Source organism: Rouxiella sp. S1S-2 (assembly GCF_009208105.1).
Classification (GTDB): Bacteria; Pseudomonadota; Gammaproteobacteria; order Enterobacterales; family Enterobacteriaceae; genus Rouxiella.
In genome coordinates, this window is record NZ_WFKL01000001.1 from 4,797,264 (window position 1) to 4,811,759 (window position 14,496).

Annotated in this window: 12 protein-coding genes; 3 read left to right on the top strand and 9 right to left on the bottom strand. The window is 52.0% G+C overall.

Annotated elements, in window-relative coordinates; all coding sequences use genetic code 11:
* Position 1: 1 nt before the first annotated feature.
* A complete protein-coding gene (carA, locus tag GA565_RS21950; protein WP_152200826.1) occupies positions 2–1,150 on the bottom strand; it encodes a glutamine-hydrolyzing carbamoyl-phosphate synthase small subunit in 1,149 nt (382 codons plus the stop codon).
* 500 nt (positions 1,151–1,650) lie between these two features.
* On the bottom strand, positions 1,651–2,472 hold the full coding sequence (dapB, locus tag GA565_RS21955; RefSeq protein WP_152200828.1) for a 4-hydroxy-tetrahydrodipicolinate reductase: 822 nt from the start codon (positions 2,470–2,472) through the stop codon (positions 1,651–1,653).
* A 607-nt stretch (positions 2,473–3,079) separates the two neighbouring features.
* Between dapB and GA565_RS21960 the strand changes: the two genes are divergently transcribed.
* Positions 3,080–4,231, top strand: a complete 1,152-nt coding sequence (locus GA565_RS21960) for a porin (protein ID WP_152200830.1) — start codon at positions 3,080–3,082, stop codon at positions 4,229–4,231.
* A gap of 166 nt (positions 4,232–4,397) precedes the next feature.
* Positions 4,398–5,264 (top strand): SMP-30/gluconolactonase/LRE family protein, encoded by an 867-nt coding sequence (locus GA565_RS21965; protein ID WP_152200831.1) that lies wholly within the window; start codon positions 4,398–4,400, stop codon positions 5,262–5,264.
* A gap of 76 nt (positions 5,265–5,340) precedes the next feature.
* On the opposite strand, the gene ispH is transcribed toward GA565_RS21965, so the two are convergent.
* From ispH to ribF, 5 genes are all read right to left on the bottom strand, one after another.
* Entirely contained in the window at positions 5,341–6,291 is a 951-nt protein-coding gene (ispH, locus tag GA565_RS21970) for a 4-hydroxy-3-methylbut-2-enyl diphosphate reductase (RefSeq protein ID WP_152200833.1), read from the bottom strand.
* Positions 6,272–6,742: an FKBP-type peptidyl-prolyl cis-trans isomerase gene (gene fkpB / locus GA565_RS21975; protein ID WP_152200835.1), complete on the bottom strand. Its 471-nt coding sequence runs from the start codon at positions 6,740–6,742 to the stop codon at positions 6,272–6,274. Before fkpB ends, ispH begins: the two co-directional genes overlap by 20 nt.
* Before the next feature lie 4 nt (positions 6,743–6,746).
* Positions 6,747–7,253, bottom strand: a complete 507-nt coding sequence (gene lspA, locus GA565_RS21980; protein ID WP_152200837.1) for a signal peptidase II — start codon at positions 7,251–7,253, stop codon at positions 6,747–6,749.
* Entirely contained in the window at positions 7,253–10,069 is a 2,817-nt protein-coding gene (gene ileS, locus GA565_RS21985; protein ID WP_152200839.1) for an isoleucine--tRNA ligase, read from the bottom strand. Before ileS ends, lspA begins: the two co-directional genes overlap by 1 nt.
* Before the next feature lie 64 nt (positions 10,070–10,133).
* Positions 10,134–11,069, bottom strand: a complete 936-nt coding sequence (gene ribF, locus GA565_RS21990; protein WP_152200841.1) for a bifunctional riboflavin kinase/FAD synthetase — start codon at positions 11,067–11,069, stop codon at positions 10,134–10,136.
* Between the two features lie 490 nt (positions 11,070–11,559).
* On the opposite strand from ribF, the gene rpsT reads away from it, so the two are divergent.
* The gene (gene rpsT, locus GA565_RS21995) at positions 11,560–11,823 is read left to right on the top strand and encodes a 30S ribosomal protein S20 (RefSeq protein ID WP_045048604.1); all 264 of its coding nucleotides are present in this window, start codon (positions 11,560–11,562) and stop codon (positions 11,821–11,823) included.
* 74 nt (positions 11,824–11,897) lie between these two features.
* On the opposite strand, the gene nhaA is transcribed toward rpsT, so the two are convergent.
* Together nhaA and dnaJ are read right to left on the bottom strand one after the other, a co-directional pair.
* Positions 11,898–13,064 (bottom strand): Na+/H+ antiporter NhaA, encoded by a 1,167-nt coding sequence (gene nhaA, locus GA565_RS22000; RefSeq protein ID WP_152200842.1) that lies wholly within the window; start codon positions 13,062–13,064, stop codon positions 11,898–11,900.
* A 187-nt stretch (positions 13,065–13,251) separates the two neighbouring features.
* A complete protein-coding gene (dnaJ, locus tag GA565_RS22005) occupies positions 13,252–14,391 on the bottom strand; it encodes a molecular chaperone DnaJ (RefSeq protein ID WP_152200844.1) in 1,140 nt (379 codons plus the stop codon).
* Positions 14,392–14,496: the final 105 nt, after the last annotated feature.

Sequence of the window (14,496 nt, forward strand, 5' to 3'; positions counted from 1 at the left end):
CTTATTTGTCGCTGTTGCGGTAGGCTTCAATCAGTTCAATGAAGTGATCGAACAAAGGTGCTGCATCGTGCGGACCCGGGCTCGCTTCAGGGTGACCCTGGAAGCAGAACGCTGGCTTGCTGGTGTGATGCAAACCTTGCAATGTACCGTCGAACAGTGATTTGTGCGTGGTGCGTAACGTGTCCGGCAGGCTGGCTTCTTCTACCGCAAAACCGTGGTTCTGTGCGGTGATCATCACGGTGTTGTTATCAAGATTTTTAACCGGATGGTTGCCGCCGTGGTGTCCAAACTTCATTTTTGACGTCTTGGCGCCGCAGGCCAGTGCCAACAATTGGTGGCCCAGGCAGATACCGAACACCGGGATTTCAGTGGTCAGGAAAGTTTTGATGGCTGCAATGGCATAGTCACATGGCTCTGGGTCACCCGGGCCGTTTGACAGGAAGATGCCGTCCGGATTGAGTTTGAGCACGTCTTCTGCAGACGTTTTTGCCGGCACCACCGTCAGGCGACAGCCGCGGTCAACCAACATGCGCAGAATGTTGCGCTTCACGCCGTAATCGTAGGCCACGACGTGGAAAGGTAAATCCTCAGCCTTCTTCGCTTCCGGCAAATCGCCTTCAAGAGTCCAGCTACCCTGCTGCCAGCTGTAAGACTCTTGCGTGGAGACTTCTTTCGCCAGATCCATGCCTTTCAGCCCCGGGAAAGCCTTGGCTTTTTCCAGTGCCAGCACCGCGTCCACATTATCACCGGCAATGATGCAACCGTTCTGCGCACCCTTTTCACTCAGCAACCGAGTCAGCTTACGCGTGTCGATATCCGCGATACCAACGATGTTGTGGCGCTTGAGGTAATCAGAAAGGGATTCTTCATTACGGTAGTTGCTGGCAATCAGGGGGAGGTCGCGAATAACCAGACCTTGAGCGTGTACTGCGGAGGATTCTTCATCAGCGGCGTTAGTGCCGACATTGCCGATATGAGGATAAGTAAGAGTAACGATCTGGCGGGAATAGGAAGGATCAGTGAGGATTTCTTGATAACCGGTCATCGACGTATTGAAGACCACTTCTCCTACTGCCGTTCCCTCTGCCCCGATGGCCCGACCGTGGAATTGGGTTCCGTCTTCCAGAACCAATAGCGCTGACTTTATCAAAGCATCCTCCAAGAATAATCAATCATTATATTTGCATATTAATTCAGATCCAGTGACCTGATCAATGCAAAAATTGCACTCAGAGCGGTAATTTTTTCTACCCTAAAAGCTAATTTTTGGCAAATTGCGCGCATTCTAATGATGAGCGTTTGGTTTGTCCACCAAAAGCACCATTATTTTACTGTTTTTTGCTGCACTCAGTGAAATGAGCACCGGATAGCGATAAAAGGACGGGATAAGTAAGCATAGTAAACGTTTGCGGGGAGGTTTGTCTGAAAAAATCGGTTTTTGACGCAGTTTAGATAATTATGATGAAATGATCTGGTTATTTTATACTCAATACGGTAATCAAATGATCATTAACACCTTAAAATATAGGTTTGGGAAACAAACCGCATCATAACGCCCATTTTATAGATAAAAGAAAAGGGCAATAAAATAACTGCCCTTTTATCAAAACACTATGATTAAAACAACCACATCACGATTGTTGGAGAACCTTATAAATCTTCAAGACCCAAGACATCTTTCATGTCATAAAGACCACTTTTCTTGGATGATACCCATTTCCCCGCACGAACTGCACCATTAGCAAAAGTCATGCGGCTGGAGGCCTTGTGGGTAATCTCGACGCGCTCGCCAATATCGGCAAACATGGCGGTGTGTTCACCGACAATATCGCCCGCGCGAATAGTCGCGAAACCAATACTCATTGGGTCGCGCTCCCCAGTGTGACCTTCACGCGCATAAACCGCACAGTCTTTTAAATCACGGCCTAACGCACCTGCAATTGCCTCACCCATTGCCAATGCCGTACCTGATGGTGCATCGACTTTGTGACGGTGATGGGCTTCAACGATTTCAATGTCGGTGTAATCGCCCATCACTTTTGCCGCTTTTTCAAGCAGCTTCAATACCACGTTGACGCCAACGCTAAAGTTAGCGGCGAAAACGATAGGGATCTGTTGCGCAGCCTGGCTAATTGCCGCCTTACCCGCATCATCAAAACCGGTAGTGCCGATAATCATGCCTTTACCGTGCTGTTGGCAGAAGCCAAGGTGTTCAAGGGTGCCTTCAGGACGGGTGAAATCGATTAAGATATCGAAATCATCAACCACGGCTTCCAGGCTATCGCTTACGCGAACATTCATCACGCCCGCACCGGCCAGTTCACCCGCATCGGTGCCGACCAATGAAGAACCCTTGCGCTCTAATGCGACACCCAGTACCACGCCCTCGGCCTGCTGTACGGCCTGAATCAGCTGGCGACCCATGCGCCCACCGGAACCGGCAATCGCCATGCGGATATCAGCTTTGCTCATAATTTCTCTCTTTATTAATGTGTGCTGCCGTAAAACAGAATCAGGTTAACCACCCCGCTCCATCACGGCTAGTGAAATTGCCTCATAATTAGAAAATTATGATAGAGGCGCGCTAGCATCAGTAAATCTATTTTGCTCTGACTGAATAATGTCGGACATCTCCCCTTAATCACAAGACAAATCAACACTCTCTGCCCTTTTGATAAAAAATTCACAAAAACGAATAGCTATGCAAAAGTGTGAATAATGTGCGCTTAAGCACGTTTTGACAATGTTGTTTTTGTCGACGGCGATGAATTTATTAGTGGTGATATAAATAATTCATATTTCGTTATTGGATTTTGCTGAACCGTTATGTTAATAAATAGCCAGCTAATTTTAAGTCGATGAATTATTGCAAAAGCGAAACTATATAAGCTAACCAATAATCACGGCATGTCAGTAAGTTAGCGATTGGAAGGTTTTATTTAAAAACAGACTATTACGCAATGAGTGTCGTTATTCTAACAAGGCAGGCTGCGGCATAGATCTTTAATGCTCGTTAATCCCCCTCGTGCATAACAAGGGAAATGAGGATGCCAACACAGCATTGGCACCTGGAGTCGTTATGAAATTTAAAATGAATAGGGTTTCACAAACGGTTGTCGCCGGCCTGCTATTGGGTGGCGCATCTTTCGCAGCACAGGCAGAAATCACGCTTATCAAACAAGATCCGCAACCTTATGACCTGCTTAGCCGTCTCGACTTTAAAGTCGGCGGCAGTATTCGTCCGCAGGTTGTCAATACTATGGGCAACTCTGATAAAGGCTCATACAAAAACAACGGTTATGACGGCGGCACCCGTTTCCGCTTCTCTGCTGATTATTTCCTGTTTGATGATATTCACTGGGTTAGCTATTACGAACTGGGTGTAAATATTCCGGCGGTATTCGACTGGGATCAACATTATGCAAAAGGCGCACATGACACCACCCGTCGCCAGCTGTATACCGGCTTCAAGAGCAAAACCTACGGTACGTTGACTTATGGTCAGCAGAACAGCATCTATTATGATGTTGTTGGCGCTAAAACCGACGTGTGGGATGACGACATGTTAGCCCAGGCTCCGGGCAACGGCATCAACGGTGACTATGATGGTTCTTATCGTTCACGCAAGATGTTGAAATACAAGTATGCTGCAGGTCCAGTGGATCTTTATGCCGCTTACCTGTTCTCAGACGATGACCTGCTTGAATCCAATAACCTGGCCTACAAACGCAAAGGCGGCGGCTCCGTTGGCGCAAATTGGCACATCAATGACACCTTAACGTGGGGTACGGCGTATAACTACACCAGCGCCGAAGTTAAGAACCGTGCCGCTGGCGGCTCTAAAGACTATGACCAGAGCATTTTGGGTACTGCACTGTCGTGGACGCCGGGCAACTGGACACTGTCTGCAGGCGGCGGCTGGTACCACAACTTCCTGACCACTAAAATCAACAACGATCAGGACTACTTCGCGGGCAACGCCTACGGTGTGGAATACTATGCCGGTTACAACATTCCAATCAAACAGTACGCCATCAAGAGCATTCAACCGTACTTCATGGGTGACCATCTGAAATACGTGAGCGGTCGTGACTACCAGCGTACCGACAACGGCGTGGGCATCGCGTTGAAACTCGACTACGGCTTCCAGGTTGATTTCGAGCACATGATCACCAACTCTACCGACGATATTGGCGACCTGAACCTGGTTCGCCTGTACTACAACTTCTAATCTACGTTGTAGAAATCCGTCTTTATGAGTTACCTGGCCTGCTGAAACATCAGCAGGCTTTTTTTTACCCTCGCCCCCTTAACTTGCTGCTTCTGCTTTCCCCATGTGGCAAAGCGCGGCTAAACTCATTACACAGACACTTTTAGCCCTTGCAGGAGAAACCTTGATGACCGCATTTTTGAGGTCCGAGATAACCGCCGTTAACGATTATCGCGCCGAGTTGGGTGAAACACCCGTCTGGTGCCAGCGCACCCAGTCACTGCTTTGGATGGATATTCTTAACCAGCGACTGCTGCGCTACTGGCCTGAAACGCAAGCCTTCGAACAGCGCGAACTTCCCTCGATTACCAGCGCGGCTCTGCTGACTGAAAAGCAGGACACTTTTTTACTGGTCACTCAGGACGGAATTTCACTTTACGACTACGCCAATGAAACCTTCACCCTGCTCTGTGACTATGCGGGGGCAGAAGGCACAAGGCCTAACGAAGCCGCGATCGCCCCAGATGGTTCTCTGTGGTATGGCTCGATGGATCTCAAAGAAAAAGAAAAAATAGGCGCCTGGTTTCGTTATGAAATCGGTGACTCTGCGCCAGTGCTGATGATGGACAAGGTTGGCACGCCGAATACTCTGGCCTGGTACGAAGGGAAAGTGTGGTTTGCCGACAGTACGCAGAAACGTTTCTACTCCGGCAGCGCCAGAAGAATAAATCCTTTAAAACTCTCCTGCCACTCTTCCGGCGATAAAACGCCCGATGGTTCAACCCTGACTGAAGACGGCATATTGCTGACTGCCTGCTGGGGAAGCCACTGTCTGCTGCGACAACAGATCAATCAGGGTGAACTCTTAACGCTTGATACGTTAAAGGTGCCAGTGACTCAGCCAAGCTGCTGCACCTTTGGCGGTGCGGATATGCGGCGGCTGTTTATTACGTCGGCGAGAAAAGAGTTAGAAAATCCGGGGGAAATCGAGGGGGCGCTGCTGCAGGTTGAAACCTCAACGCGTGGCGCAGGGCAATATCAGTTTACACTTTAAGCGTTGCTGCTCTTGCATCCCCGCCTTCCCCTGCTGAAATAGCGGGGGAAGGACTAGGGTGGGGAAATTTTAAAAATCAGCTTACCGCTTTAATATCGATACGCAGCTCTTTTGGAACTTCGAAAACGATATTTTCTTCACGGCCGTCCATGTTAACTACGCCGAGGCAGCCCAGCGTTTTCAGACGGTCGATCACTTCCTGCACCAGAATGTCTGGCGCAGAAGCACCGGCCGTTACGCCTACGCTGAGCGCACCTTTAACCCACTCTTCTTTAATGTCTGCTGCAGAATCTATCAGATAAGAAGGCTTACCTACACGCTGGGCCAGTTCTGCCAGGCGGTTGGAGTTAGAGGAGTTTTTAGAACCCACCACCAGCACCACGTCAGCATCGTCAGACAGGTTTCGCACCGCTTCCTGACGGTTGGTAGTGGCATAGCAGATATCGTCTTTACGCGGACCCACAATTTTTGGAAAACGCTCGCGCAAGGCGTCGATCACTTCCGAGGTGTCATCAACCGACAGCGTGGTCTGCGTCATAAAGCATAGATTGTCCGGGTCTTTAACGTCCAGCTTCGACACGTCAGCCGGTGACTCCACCAGATACATGCCGCCGTTGGGGTTGTTGTATTGGCCCATGGTGCCTTCCACTTCTGGGTGCCCGGCGTGACCAATCAGGATGGCTTCAGTGCCTTTACGGCTGGCACGCGCCACTTCCATATGTACTTTCGTTACCAACGGACAGGTGGCGTCAAACACGGTCAGATCGCGCGATTTCGCTTCGGTTCTCACAGCCTGAGACACGCCGTGCGCAGAGAAGATCAGGATAGAACCGTCTGGCACTTCGCTGATTTGCTCAATGAATACCGCGCCGCGCTGGCGCAGGCTGTCTACGACATAACGGTTATGCACCACTTCATGACGCACGAAAATCGGCGCGCCGTAAAGCTCGAGAGCACGTTCAACGATGGTAATGGCACGGTCAACACCGGCACAGAAACCTCGTGGGTTAGCCAGCAGAACTTGCATTAGACGCCTCCATTTCAGGGTCTATCTTTAACACTTCAATATCAAAATCAATATGTTGCCCAGCCAAGGGGTGATTGAAATCGACGGTAACCGAACCTTCGGTCACTTCGCGAACCACGCCGGGCATTTCACTGCCGTCACGGGTTGTGAACAGCATGATGGTACCGACGTCAGGAACGCCGGTCTCCAAAAAATCACGCAGAGGGAAGAACTGAATCAGGTCAGGACTTTGGGTCCCAAACGCTGACTCAGGCGATAGCGTAAAGGCTTTTTTATCGCCAATTCGCAGACCCAGCAGCTGGTTTTCCAGCGCGTCCGACAGGCTACCGTCGCCCAGTCGGAACAAAGCGGGTTTGCCGTGACTGAGCGTCGATTCCGCCGTAGAGCCATCTTCCAGCTTCAGCGTGAAATGAACCAGCACCGCGCTGTCGTGTATCACCTGCTCGGCCATTCTCTTATCCCTTACTTTTTGCCGTTTTGTCCGGTGAGGACATAAAGCCCTCGAGGACAACTAACACTGCACCGACGCAAATAAAGCTGTCGGCCAGGTTGAATATTGGGTAGTGCCAATCTTTCACATAAAAATCAATGAAGTCGATGACAAACCCGTGAACCATGCGGTCAAACAGGTTACCCAGCGCACCGCCGATAATCATCGCAAACGCGATATTGTTCAGCTTTTGCCTGCCACTGCTGCGGTACATCAGCACCAGCAGAACGACGACAATAACTAAGGCAATGGCGGCAAAGAACCAGCGCTGCCACCCGCCCTTGTCTGCCAGGAAACTGAAGGCAGCACCCGGATTATGCGCATAAGTCAGATTGAAAAACGGGATCAGCGGCATTGATTCGCCAAGTTGGAAATGATCCATCACCCACACTTTGCTGCCGAGATCCAGGACCAGCACAACAACCGCCAGCCAAAGCCAGCGGAGTCCGGTAGAACAAATAGGTTTAGCCATTATGCAAATTCGCGCTCTTCACCGTCACCGGCGATGTTGGTCGCACAACGTCCGCAAACTTGCGGATGCGCTGCATCATGTCCCACGTCGGTGGTGTAGTGCCAGCAGCGCGGACACTTCTCGCCCGCCGCTTTTTCCAGACCGATTTTCAGGCCCTTCACCAGCTCGCTTGCGATTGCCGCGTCGTCAGCCGCCGACAGCGGTGCCACGTTAGCGCCAGAGGTCAGCAGCACGAAGCGAAGCTCGTTGCCCAGGCTGTTGAGCTTGGTGGCCAGCGCATCGTCAGCAAACAGTGTCACGGAGGCTTCAAGCGATCCGCCCAGACGTTTGTCGGCACGCGCCTGCTCTAGCACCTTGTTAACTTCGGTGCGGACTTTCAGCAGTTCGGCCCAGAACTCATCGTTCATTGGCTGAGACTGCTCAAGACCAAACAGGCCATCGTACCACTCTTCGGTGAACACGAACTTCTCGCGTGCGCCCGGCAGGAAGCCCCAGATCTCGTCGGCTGTAAAGGACATGATAGGTGCCATCCAGCGAACCAGCGCTTCCGAAATATAGTAAAGCGCCGTTTGACAGCTGCGGCGCGCCACGCTGTCGCTTTTCGCGGTGTACTGACGGTCTTTGATGATATCCAGATAGAAAGAACCCATCTCGACCGAACAGAACTGCATCAGACGCTGCACTACGCCGTGGAAATCATAGCGCTCATAGGCGGCTACAATCTCTTCCTGCGCAGCTTTGGCACGGCCAACGGCCCAACGGTCAAGCACAACCATCTCTTCCGGTTTCACGCAGTCTGTTGCGGGATTAAAACCATTAAGGTTGGCGAGCAGGAAGCGCGCGGTGTTACGGATACGACGATAAGAGTCAGCAGCACGTTTGAGGATCTCGTCCGACACGGCGATTTCACCAGTGTAGTCGGTCGAGGCCACCCACAGACGCAGAATGTCGCCACCCAGCTTGTTCATCACGTCCTGAGGGCTGACGGTGTTGCCGATGGATTTAGACATTTTGCGGCCCTGACCGTCCACGGTAAAGCCGTGAGTCAGCACCTGTTTGTAAGGCGCCTTGCCTTTCATCGCGGTAGAAATCATCAGCGATGACATGAACCAGCCGCGGTGTTGGTCAGAACCTTCCAGATACATGTCCGGTTCGTGGCCGTTAAATTCAGGACGCACTGCCACCACGGAAGAGTGGGTGGAACCGGAATCGAACCACACGTCCAGCGTGTCAGGCACTTTCACATAATCGGCCGCATCGCTGCCCAGAATATCTTCAGGGTTGAGATCCCACCACGCCTGAATGCCGTCAACTTCAACGCGTTTAGCGACTTCTTCCATCAGCTCAAGGCTGCGCGGGTGAAGCTGCTCGGTCTCTTTATGCACGAACAGAGACATCGGCACACCCCAAGTACGCTGACGGGAAATACACCAGTCAGGGCGGTTGGCAACCATGTTTTCGATACGCGCCTGGCCCCACTCGGGGATCCACTGCACGCCCTTGATCTCTTCCAGAGATTTAGCACGCAGGCCTTTCTGGTCCATGCTGACAAACCACTGAGGCGTAGCGCGGAAGATGATCGGCGACTTGTGACGCCAGCAGCACGGGTAGCTGTGGGTGAATTTTTCGAAATGCACCAGTGCGTCGTGCTCACGCAGGATTTCAACAATGAGATCGTTGGCCTTGAACACAAACTTGCCGTCCAGCGCAGGGTAAGTGCCTGGCAGATAGCAGCCGTTCGGGCCGACCGGGTTTGCCACTTCCAAACCGTATTTCTGGCCGATCACGAAGTCGTCAGGGCCGTGGCCCGGTGCCGTGTGAACGGCACCGGTACCGGCGTCTAATGTCACGTGGTCACCCAAGATAGCGGGCACGTCAAAATCAAGGAACGGGTGCTTGAAGCGCAGCAGTTCGAGACTGGCACCTTTGCATTCGCCCAGCACGGTCCACTCGCTCACGCCGATGCGCTGCATTACGCTGGCGACCAAATCGGTGGCCAGAATCAGGCAACGGCCTTCAATCTGCACCAATTGATAATCAAACTCGGCGTTCAGTGAAATAGCGCGGTTTGCCGGCATGGTCCAAGGCGTGGTGGTCCAGATGACCAGTGACACCGGGCCGTTAAAGGACGCTGCGCCAAATTTAGCGGCGACGGCGGCAGCATCAACAGCGTTAAACGCCACGTCGATAGCCGGAGACGTCTTGTCGTAATACTCAACTTCCGCTTCGGCCAAAGAAGAACCACAGTCGGTACACCAGTGAACCGGCTTGGCGCCTTTGTGCAGATGGCCGTTGCCGATGATTTTACCCAGCGCACGGATGATGTTGGCTTCAGTTTTGAAGTCCATCGTCAGATACGGGTGATCCCAGTCGCCCAGCACGCCAAGACGGATGAAGTCAGCTTTCTGCCCTTCAACCTGTTCGGCGGCATATTTGCGGCAGGCGGCGCGAAACTCGGCGGCCGTGACTTTTTCACCCGGCTTGCCAATCAGCTGCTCAACCTTGAGTTCGATAGGCAGCCCGTGGCAGTCCCAGCCTGGAACATAAGGTGAGTCGTAGCCAGCCATCCCTTTAGACTTAACAATAATGTCTTTGAGAATCTTGTTTACTGAGTGACCAATATGAATGCTGCCGTTCGCATACGGAGGGCCGTCATGCAAAATAAAGGATTTTTTGCCCTTTTTGGCCGCGCGGATAATCCCGTACAGATCCTGCTTATACCAGTTATCCAGCATGGCAGGTTCGCGCTTGGCTAAATCGCCACGCATCGGGAACCCTGTTTCCGGCAAGTTCAGGGTATTCTTAAAGTCACTCATAAGATTCTCGGTTCCGTTTTTCGGCTAGAAGCCGGGCTACTTGGTTATTGCGCTAAGATAAAGCTCAAATAGGTTTCAACCCAAAAAATTCACGGGCTGTTTGCTCGTCGTTAGCAATCTGCTGCTTCAACGCATCGAGCGATGCAAAACGCTGTTCATTGCGCAGTTTCGCGCGGAGCACCACGTCAATATGGCGCCCGTATAGATCTAATGTGGTGTCGAGCAGATGAACTTCCAACTGCTTGCGAACGCCGTTGACCGTCGGTCGGGTACCAATGTTTGCCACGCCGGGCAAGGGCTCCGGGCCTAATCCCATGACTTCAACCGCATAGACGCCTTTAACCGGGCTGACTAAACGTTTAAGCGGGACGTTGGCCGTGGGAAAGCCGATGGTGCGGCCCAGCTTGTCGCCGTGCACTACCCTTCCAGAAATGCTGAAAGGATGGCCCAGAAGATTTTCGGCCAGCGCCAGTTCGTCATCACGCAGCGCATCGCGAATGGCGGTACTGCTGATGCGATGCCCGCCCTCACGGAAGGTCTGGGTGCTGACAATGTCAAAGCCGTATTCGGTGCCGGCGCTCAACAGCAGCGTGAAATCGCCGAGTCTGGCGGCACCAAAGCGGAAATCGTCGCCAACGGTCAGAAACTTCACGCCCAGCTTTTCAACCAGCAACTGCGAAACAAATGCCTGAGCACTGTTGGCGGCGAAACGCGGGTCGAATTTTACGCACAGTAAATAGTCTATCCCGCACTCGGCGAGATACTTTGCCTTGTCGCGCAGGTTGGTCAAGCGTGCCGGTGCCTTCTCTGCCGAGAAAAGCTCGAGAGGCTGAGGCTCAAAAATCATCACCATGACCGGTAAACCCAAACGTTGACCTTCCAGTTTAAGCTGGTCGATCAAGGCCTGATGGCCACGATGTACACCGTCAAAATTACCAATAGTGAGAACGCACCCGTGGTGACGTGCTCGAATATTGTGTATCCCGCGAATTAGCTCCATAACAGGCTCAAATCCATAGCTGGCTCAAAACAGAGGAAATCGGCGGATTATACCTTGTACAGCCAATAAGGTTAACCAGCGATTGGTGGGATCGCAGTAATCTCTCATTGATACCGTACTTTTTTTGGTATCAGGGCGACTTGGCCGAAGATTATCTCTATACTCGACGCAGAATAACAGTGAGGCTTCTTTGAAAACCCCGTTTTCGTCAATCCATTCTGTTTTCTCAAAAAAACTCAGCATTAACAATCTCTGTTGGAAGAATAATCACTTCTTAACTGAATTTTATTGCGATGGGCTGTATTCTGCGGCCGGAAGCTGTTAAAATCCTGCGCCATCACAACGTAACAAGCGTCGCTTGAAGTTCGGATGAAGTTCGAGCAAAGAAACGGCGCTTATTTGCACAAATCCGTTGACAAAAGAAGTCCGAAAAGGCATATTCCTCGGCCTTCGAATTGTCCTCAATAGAAAAATATTTGGGAGTTGGACCTTGGCTAACATCAAATCAGCTAAGAAACGCGCCGTACAATCAGAAAAACGCCGTCAGCATAACGCTAGCCGTCGTTCAATGATGCGTACCTTTATCAAAAAGGTACACGCGGCTATTGCAGCTGGTGACAAAGAAGCTGCACAAAATGCATTCAACGCAATGCAACCAATTGTGGACCGTCAGTCCTGTAAAGGCCTGATCCACAAGAACAAAGCTGCGCGTCATAAGTCAAACCTGACTGCGCAAATCAACGCAATGCAATAATCGCATTTTGTTGAGAGCTTGATAAAAAAACCGGCAATTGCCGGTTTTTTTATATCTGCAATTCCTCTCTGGCCTTAGGCCCGCTTCGCCGGCAATGCGCGGCTCAGCAGCAAGTACCCGATCACCGCAGCCAGCACCGATCCGGTCAAAATCCCAATCTTGGCATAAATCATCATCGAAGCATCCGCATCGCCAAACGCCAGCGACGCCAGAAATATCGACATCGTAAAGCCGATCCCACACAGCACCGAGACGGCAGCAATCTGCTTAAAGTTAACGCCAGGCGGAAGGCGTGTGATTTTCAGCTTCATTGATACCCAGCAAAACAGCATGATGCCAATCGGTTTACCGAACAGCAGACCCGCCGCAATGCCCATCGGCAGCAATGACATTACACCTTCGGCAGTGACACCCTGCAGCGATACACCGGCATTAGCAAAGGCAAACAGCGGCAGTATCAGCCACGCCACCCAAGGATGAATGCCGTGCTCGACGCGACGCGCAGGCGACTTGCCTTCAGTCTTAAGTGGGATCAGGAAGCCTAAAATAACCCCGGCCAGCGTAGCGTGAATGCCCGATTGCAAAACGCAGACCCACAGGAAAATCCCTAACACCACGTACGGAGTCAGTTTGGTCACGCCGCGGAAATTGAGCCAGGCAAGCGCGGCAATGGCTAACACAGAAAGCATCAGCGCCGTTACAGAGGCATCGTGGCTGAAGAACACGGCAATGATGATGATGGCCCCGAGGTCATCAATAATCGCCAGCGCCAGCAAGAACACTTTGAGACTGGTTGGGACGCGTGAGCCGAGCAGCGCCATCACGCCTAATGCAAAGGCGATATCGGTCGCGGCCGGAATAGCCCATCCTTGACGCGCCACCTCGTCAGCGCCGTTAAACGACAAATAGATAAGCACTGGGGCGACCATGCCACCCAATGCAGCAATAGCCGGAAACAGCGCCTGCTCACGGCTGGAAAGCGCGCCTTCAAGCAGCTCTCGCTTAACCTCGAGGCCGACCATCAGGAAGAAAATTGCCATCAGTCCGTCGTTAATCCACAGCAGCAGCGGCTTGTCGAGCCCGGCAGACCCAATGCCCACCGCGACCGGCATGTTGAGGAAATCAAGATAGACGTCGCTCAACGAAGTATTGGCCATGATCAGTGCGACGATGGCGGCTGCAATCAGGACAATTCCGCCCGACGCTTCCATACGTAAGAACTGACGAATCAGGTTTGTCACTCTTATACACTCCTATTAAAAACGCTGTCCGTGAAAAATACTGCACGGAGTAAGCCCTGAAGTGTACTCAGATGTGGGCGTGGGCAAAAGTCGTTTATGCCCAAGCAGGTGGCCAGATGACGACACAAACAAAAATCCCCGGCCTTTCAGCCGGGGATTTGTTGTGAAGATTGAATATTTCTAAATCTTAACGTGTCAGATCGTCAAAAAACTTCTTCACGCCGTCCAGGAAGCTTTTGGAGCGTGGGCTGTTTTTCTCACCCGATGCACCGCCAAAGCTCTCTTCCAAATCGCGAAGCAGCTGCTTTTGCTTTTCGTTCAGACTAACAGGCGTTTCGACCACTACGCGACAGAGCAGGTCACCCTGCGCGCCACCACGAACGGATTTCACTCCGCGAGCGCGCATGCGGAACAGTTTACCGGTCTGCGTCTCGGAAGGAATTTTCAGCTTCACGCGGCCATCGAGGGTTGGCACTTCAATTTCGCCACCCAGTGCAGCCATAGCAAAGTTGATCGGCACTTCACAATACAGGTTGTTGCCTTCGCGCTCGAAAATCTTGTGTGCCTTGACCTGAACCTGAACGTACAAATCGCCCGCCGGTGCACCTTGCTCGCCCGCTTCTCCTTCGCCTTCAAGACGAATACGGTCACCCGTGTCAACACCTGCAGGGATCTTGACTGACAGCGTTTTGGCGCGCTCTACACGTCCATGACCGTGACACTTGGTGCAAGGGTCTTTAATAATATTGCCACGACCGTGACAGGTCGGACAGGCCTGCTGCACGGTGAAGAAGCCCTGGCGCATCTGCACCTGGCCCTGACCGTGACAGGTTGGACAGGTCACAGGCTTGCTGCCCGCTTTAGCGCCGCTGCCGTGGCAAACGTCGCACTCTTCCAATGTCGGGATACGAATTTCTTTGGTTACGCCACGAACTGCCTCTTCAAGAGTCAGGTCCATGTTATAGCGCAGGTCTGAACCGCGACTTGCGCGTTGACGACGGCCGCCACCAAAGATATCGCCAAAGACGTCACCAAAGATGTCGCTGAAATCGCCACCGCCGCCACCGCCGCCGTAACCACCACCGCCACCCATACCGCCTTGTTCAAAGGCTGCGTGACCGTATTGATCATAGGCCGCACGCTTTTGCGCATCGGTCAGAATTTCATAGGCTTCTTTGATTTCTTTAAATTTGCTTTCGGACTCTTTATCACCCTGATTGCGGTCAGGGTGATGCTTCATCGCCAGGCGCTTATAAGCCTTTTTGATTTCGCGCTCTTCCGCTGATTTGGAGACGCCCAAAATCTCATAGTAATCTTGCTTCGCCATGCCTTTGCTACCCTCAACATGCGTGCACGGGCGTAGAGTTACCTCGACGCCCGTGCTGGTTATCAATATCCCCCTCATCCTTCGAAACACAGGGGTGTTGGCTAC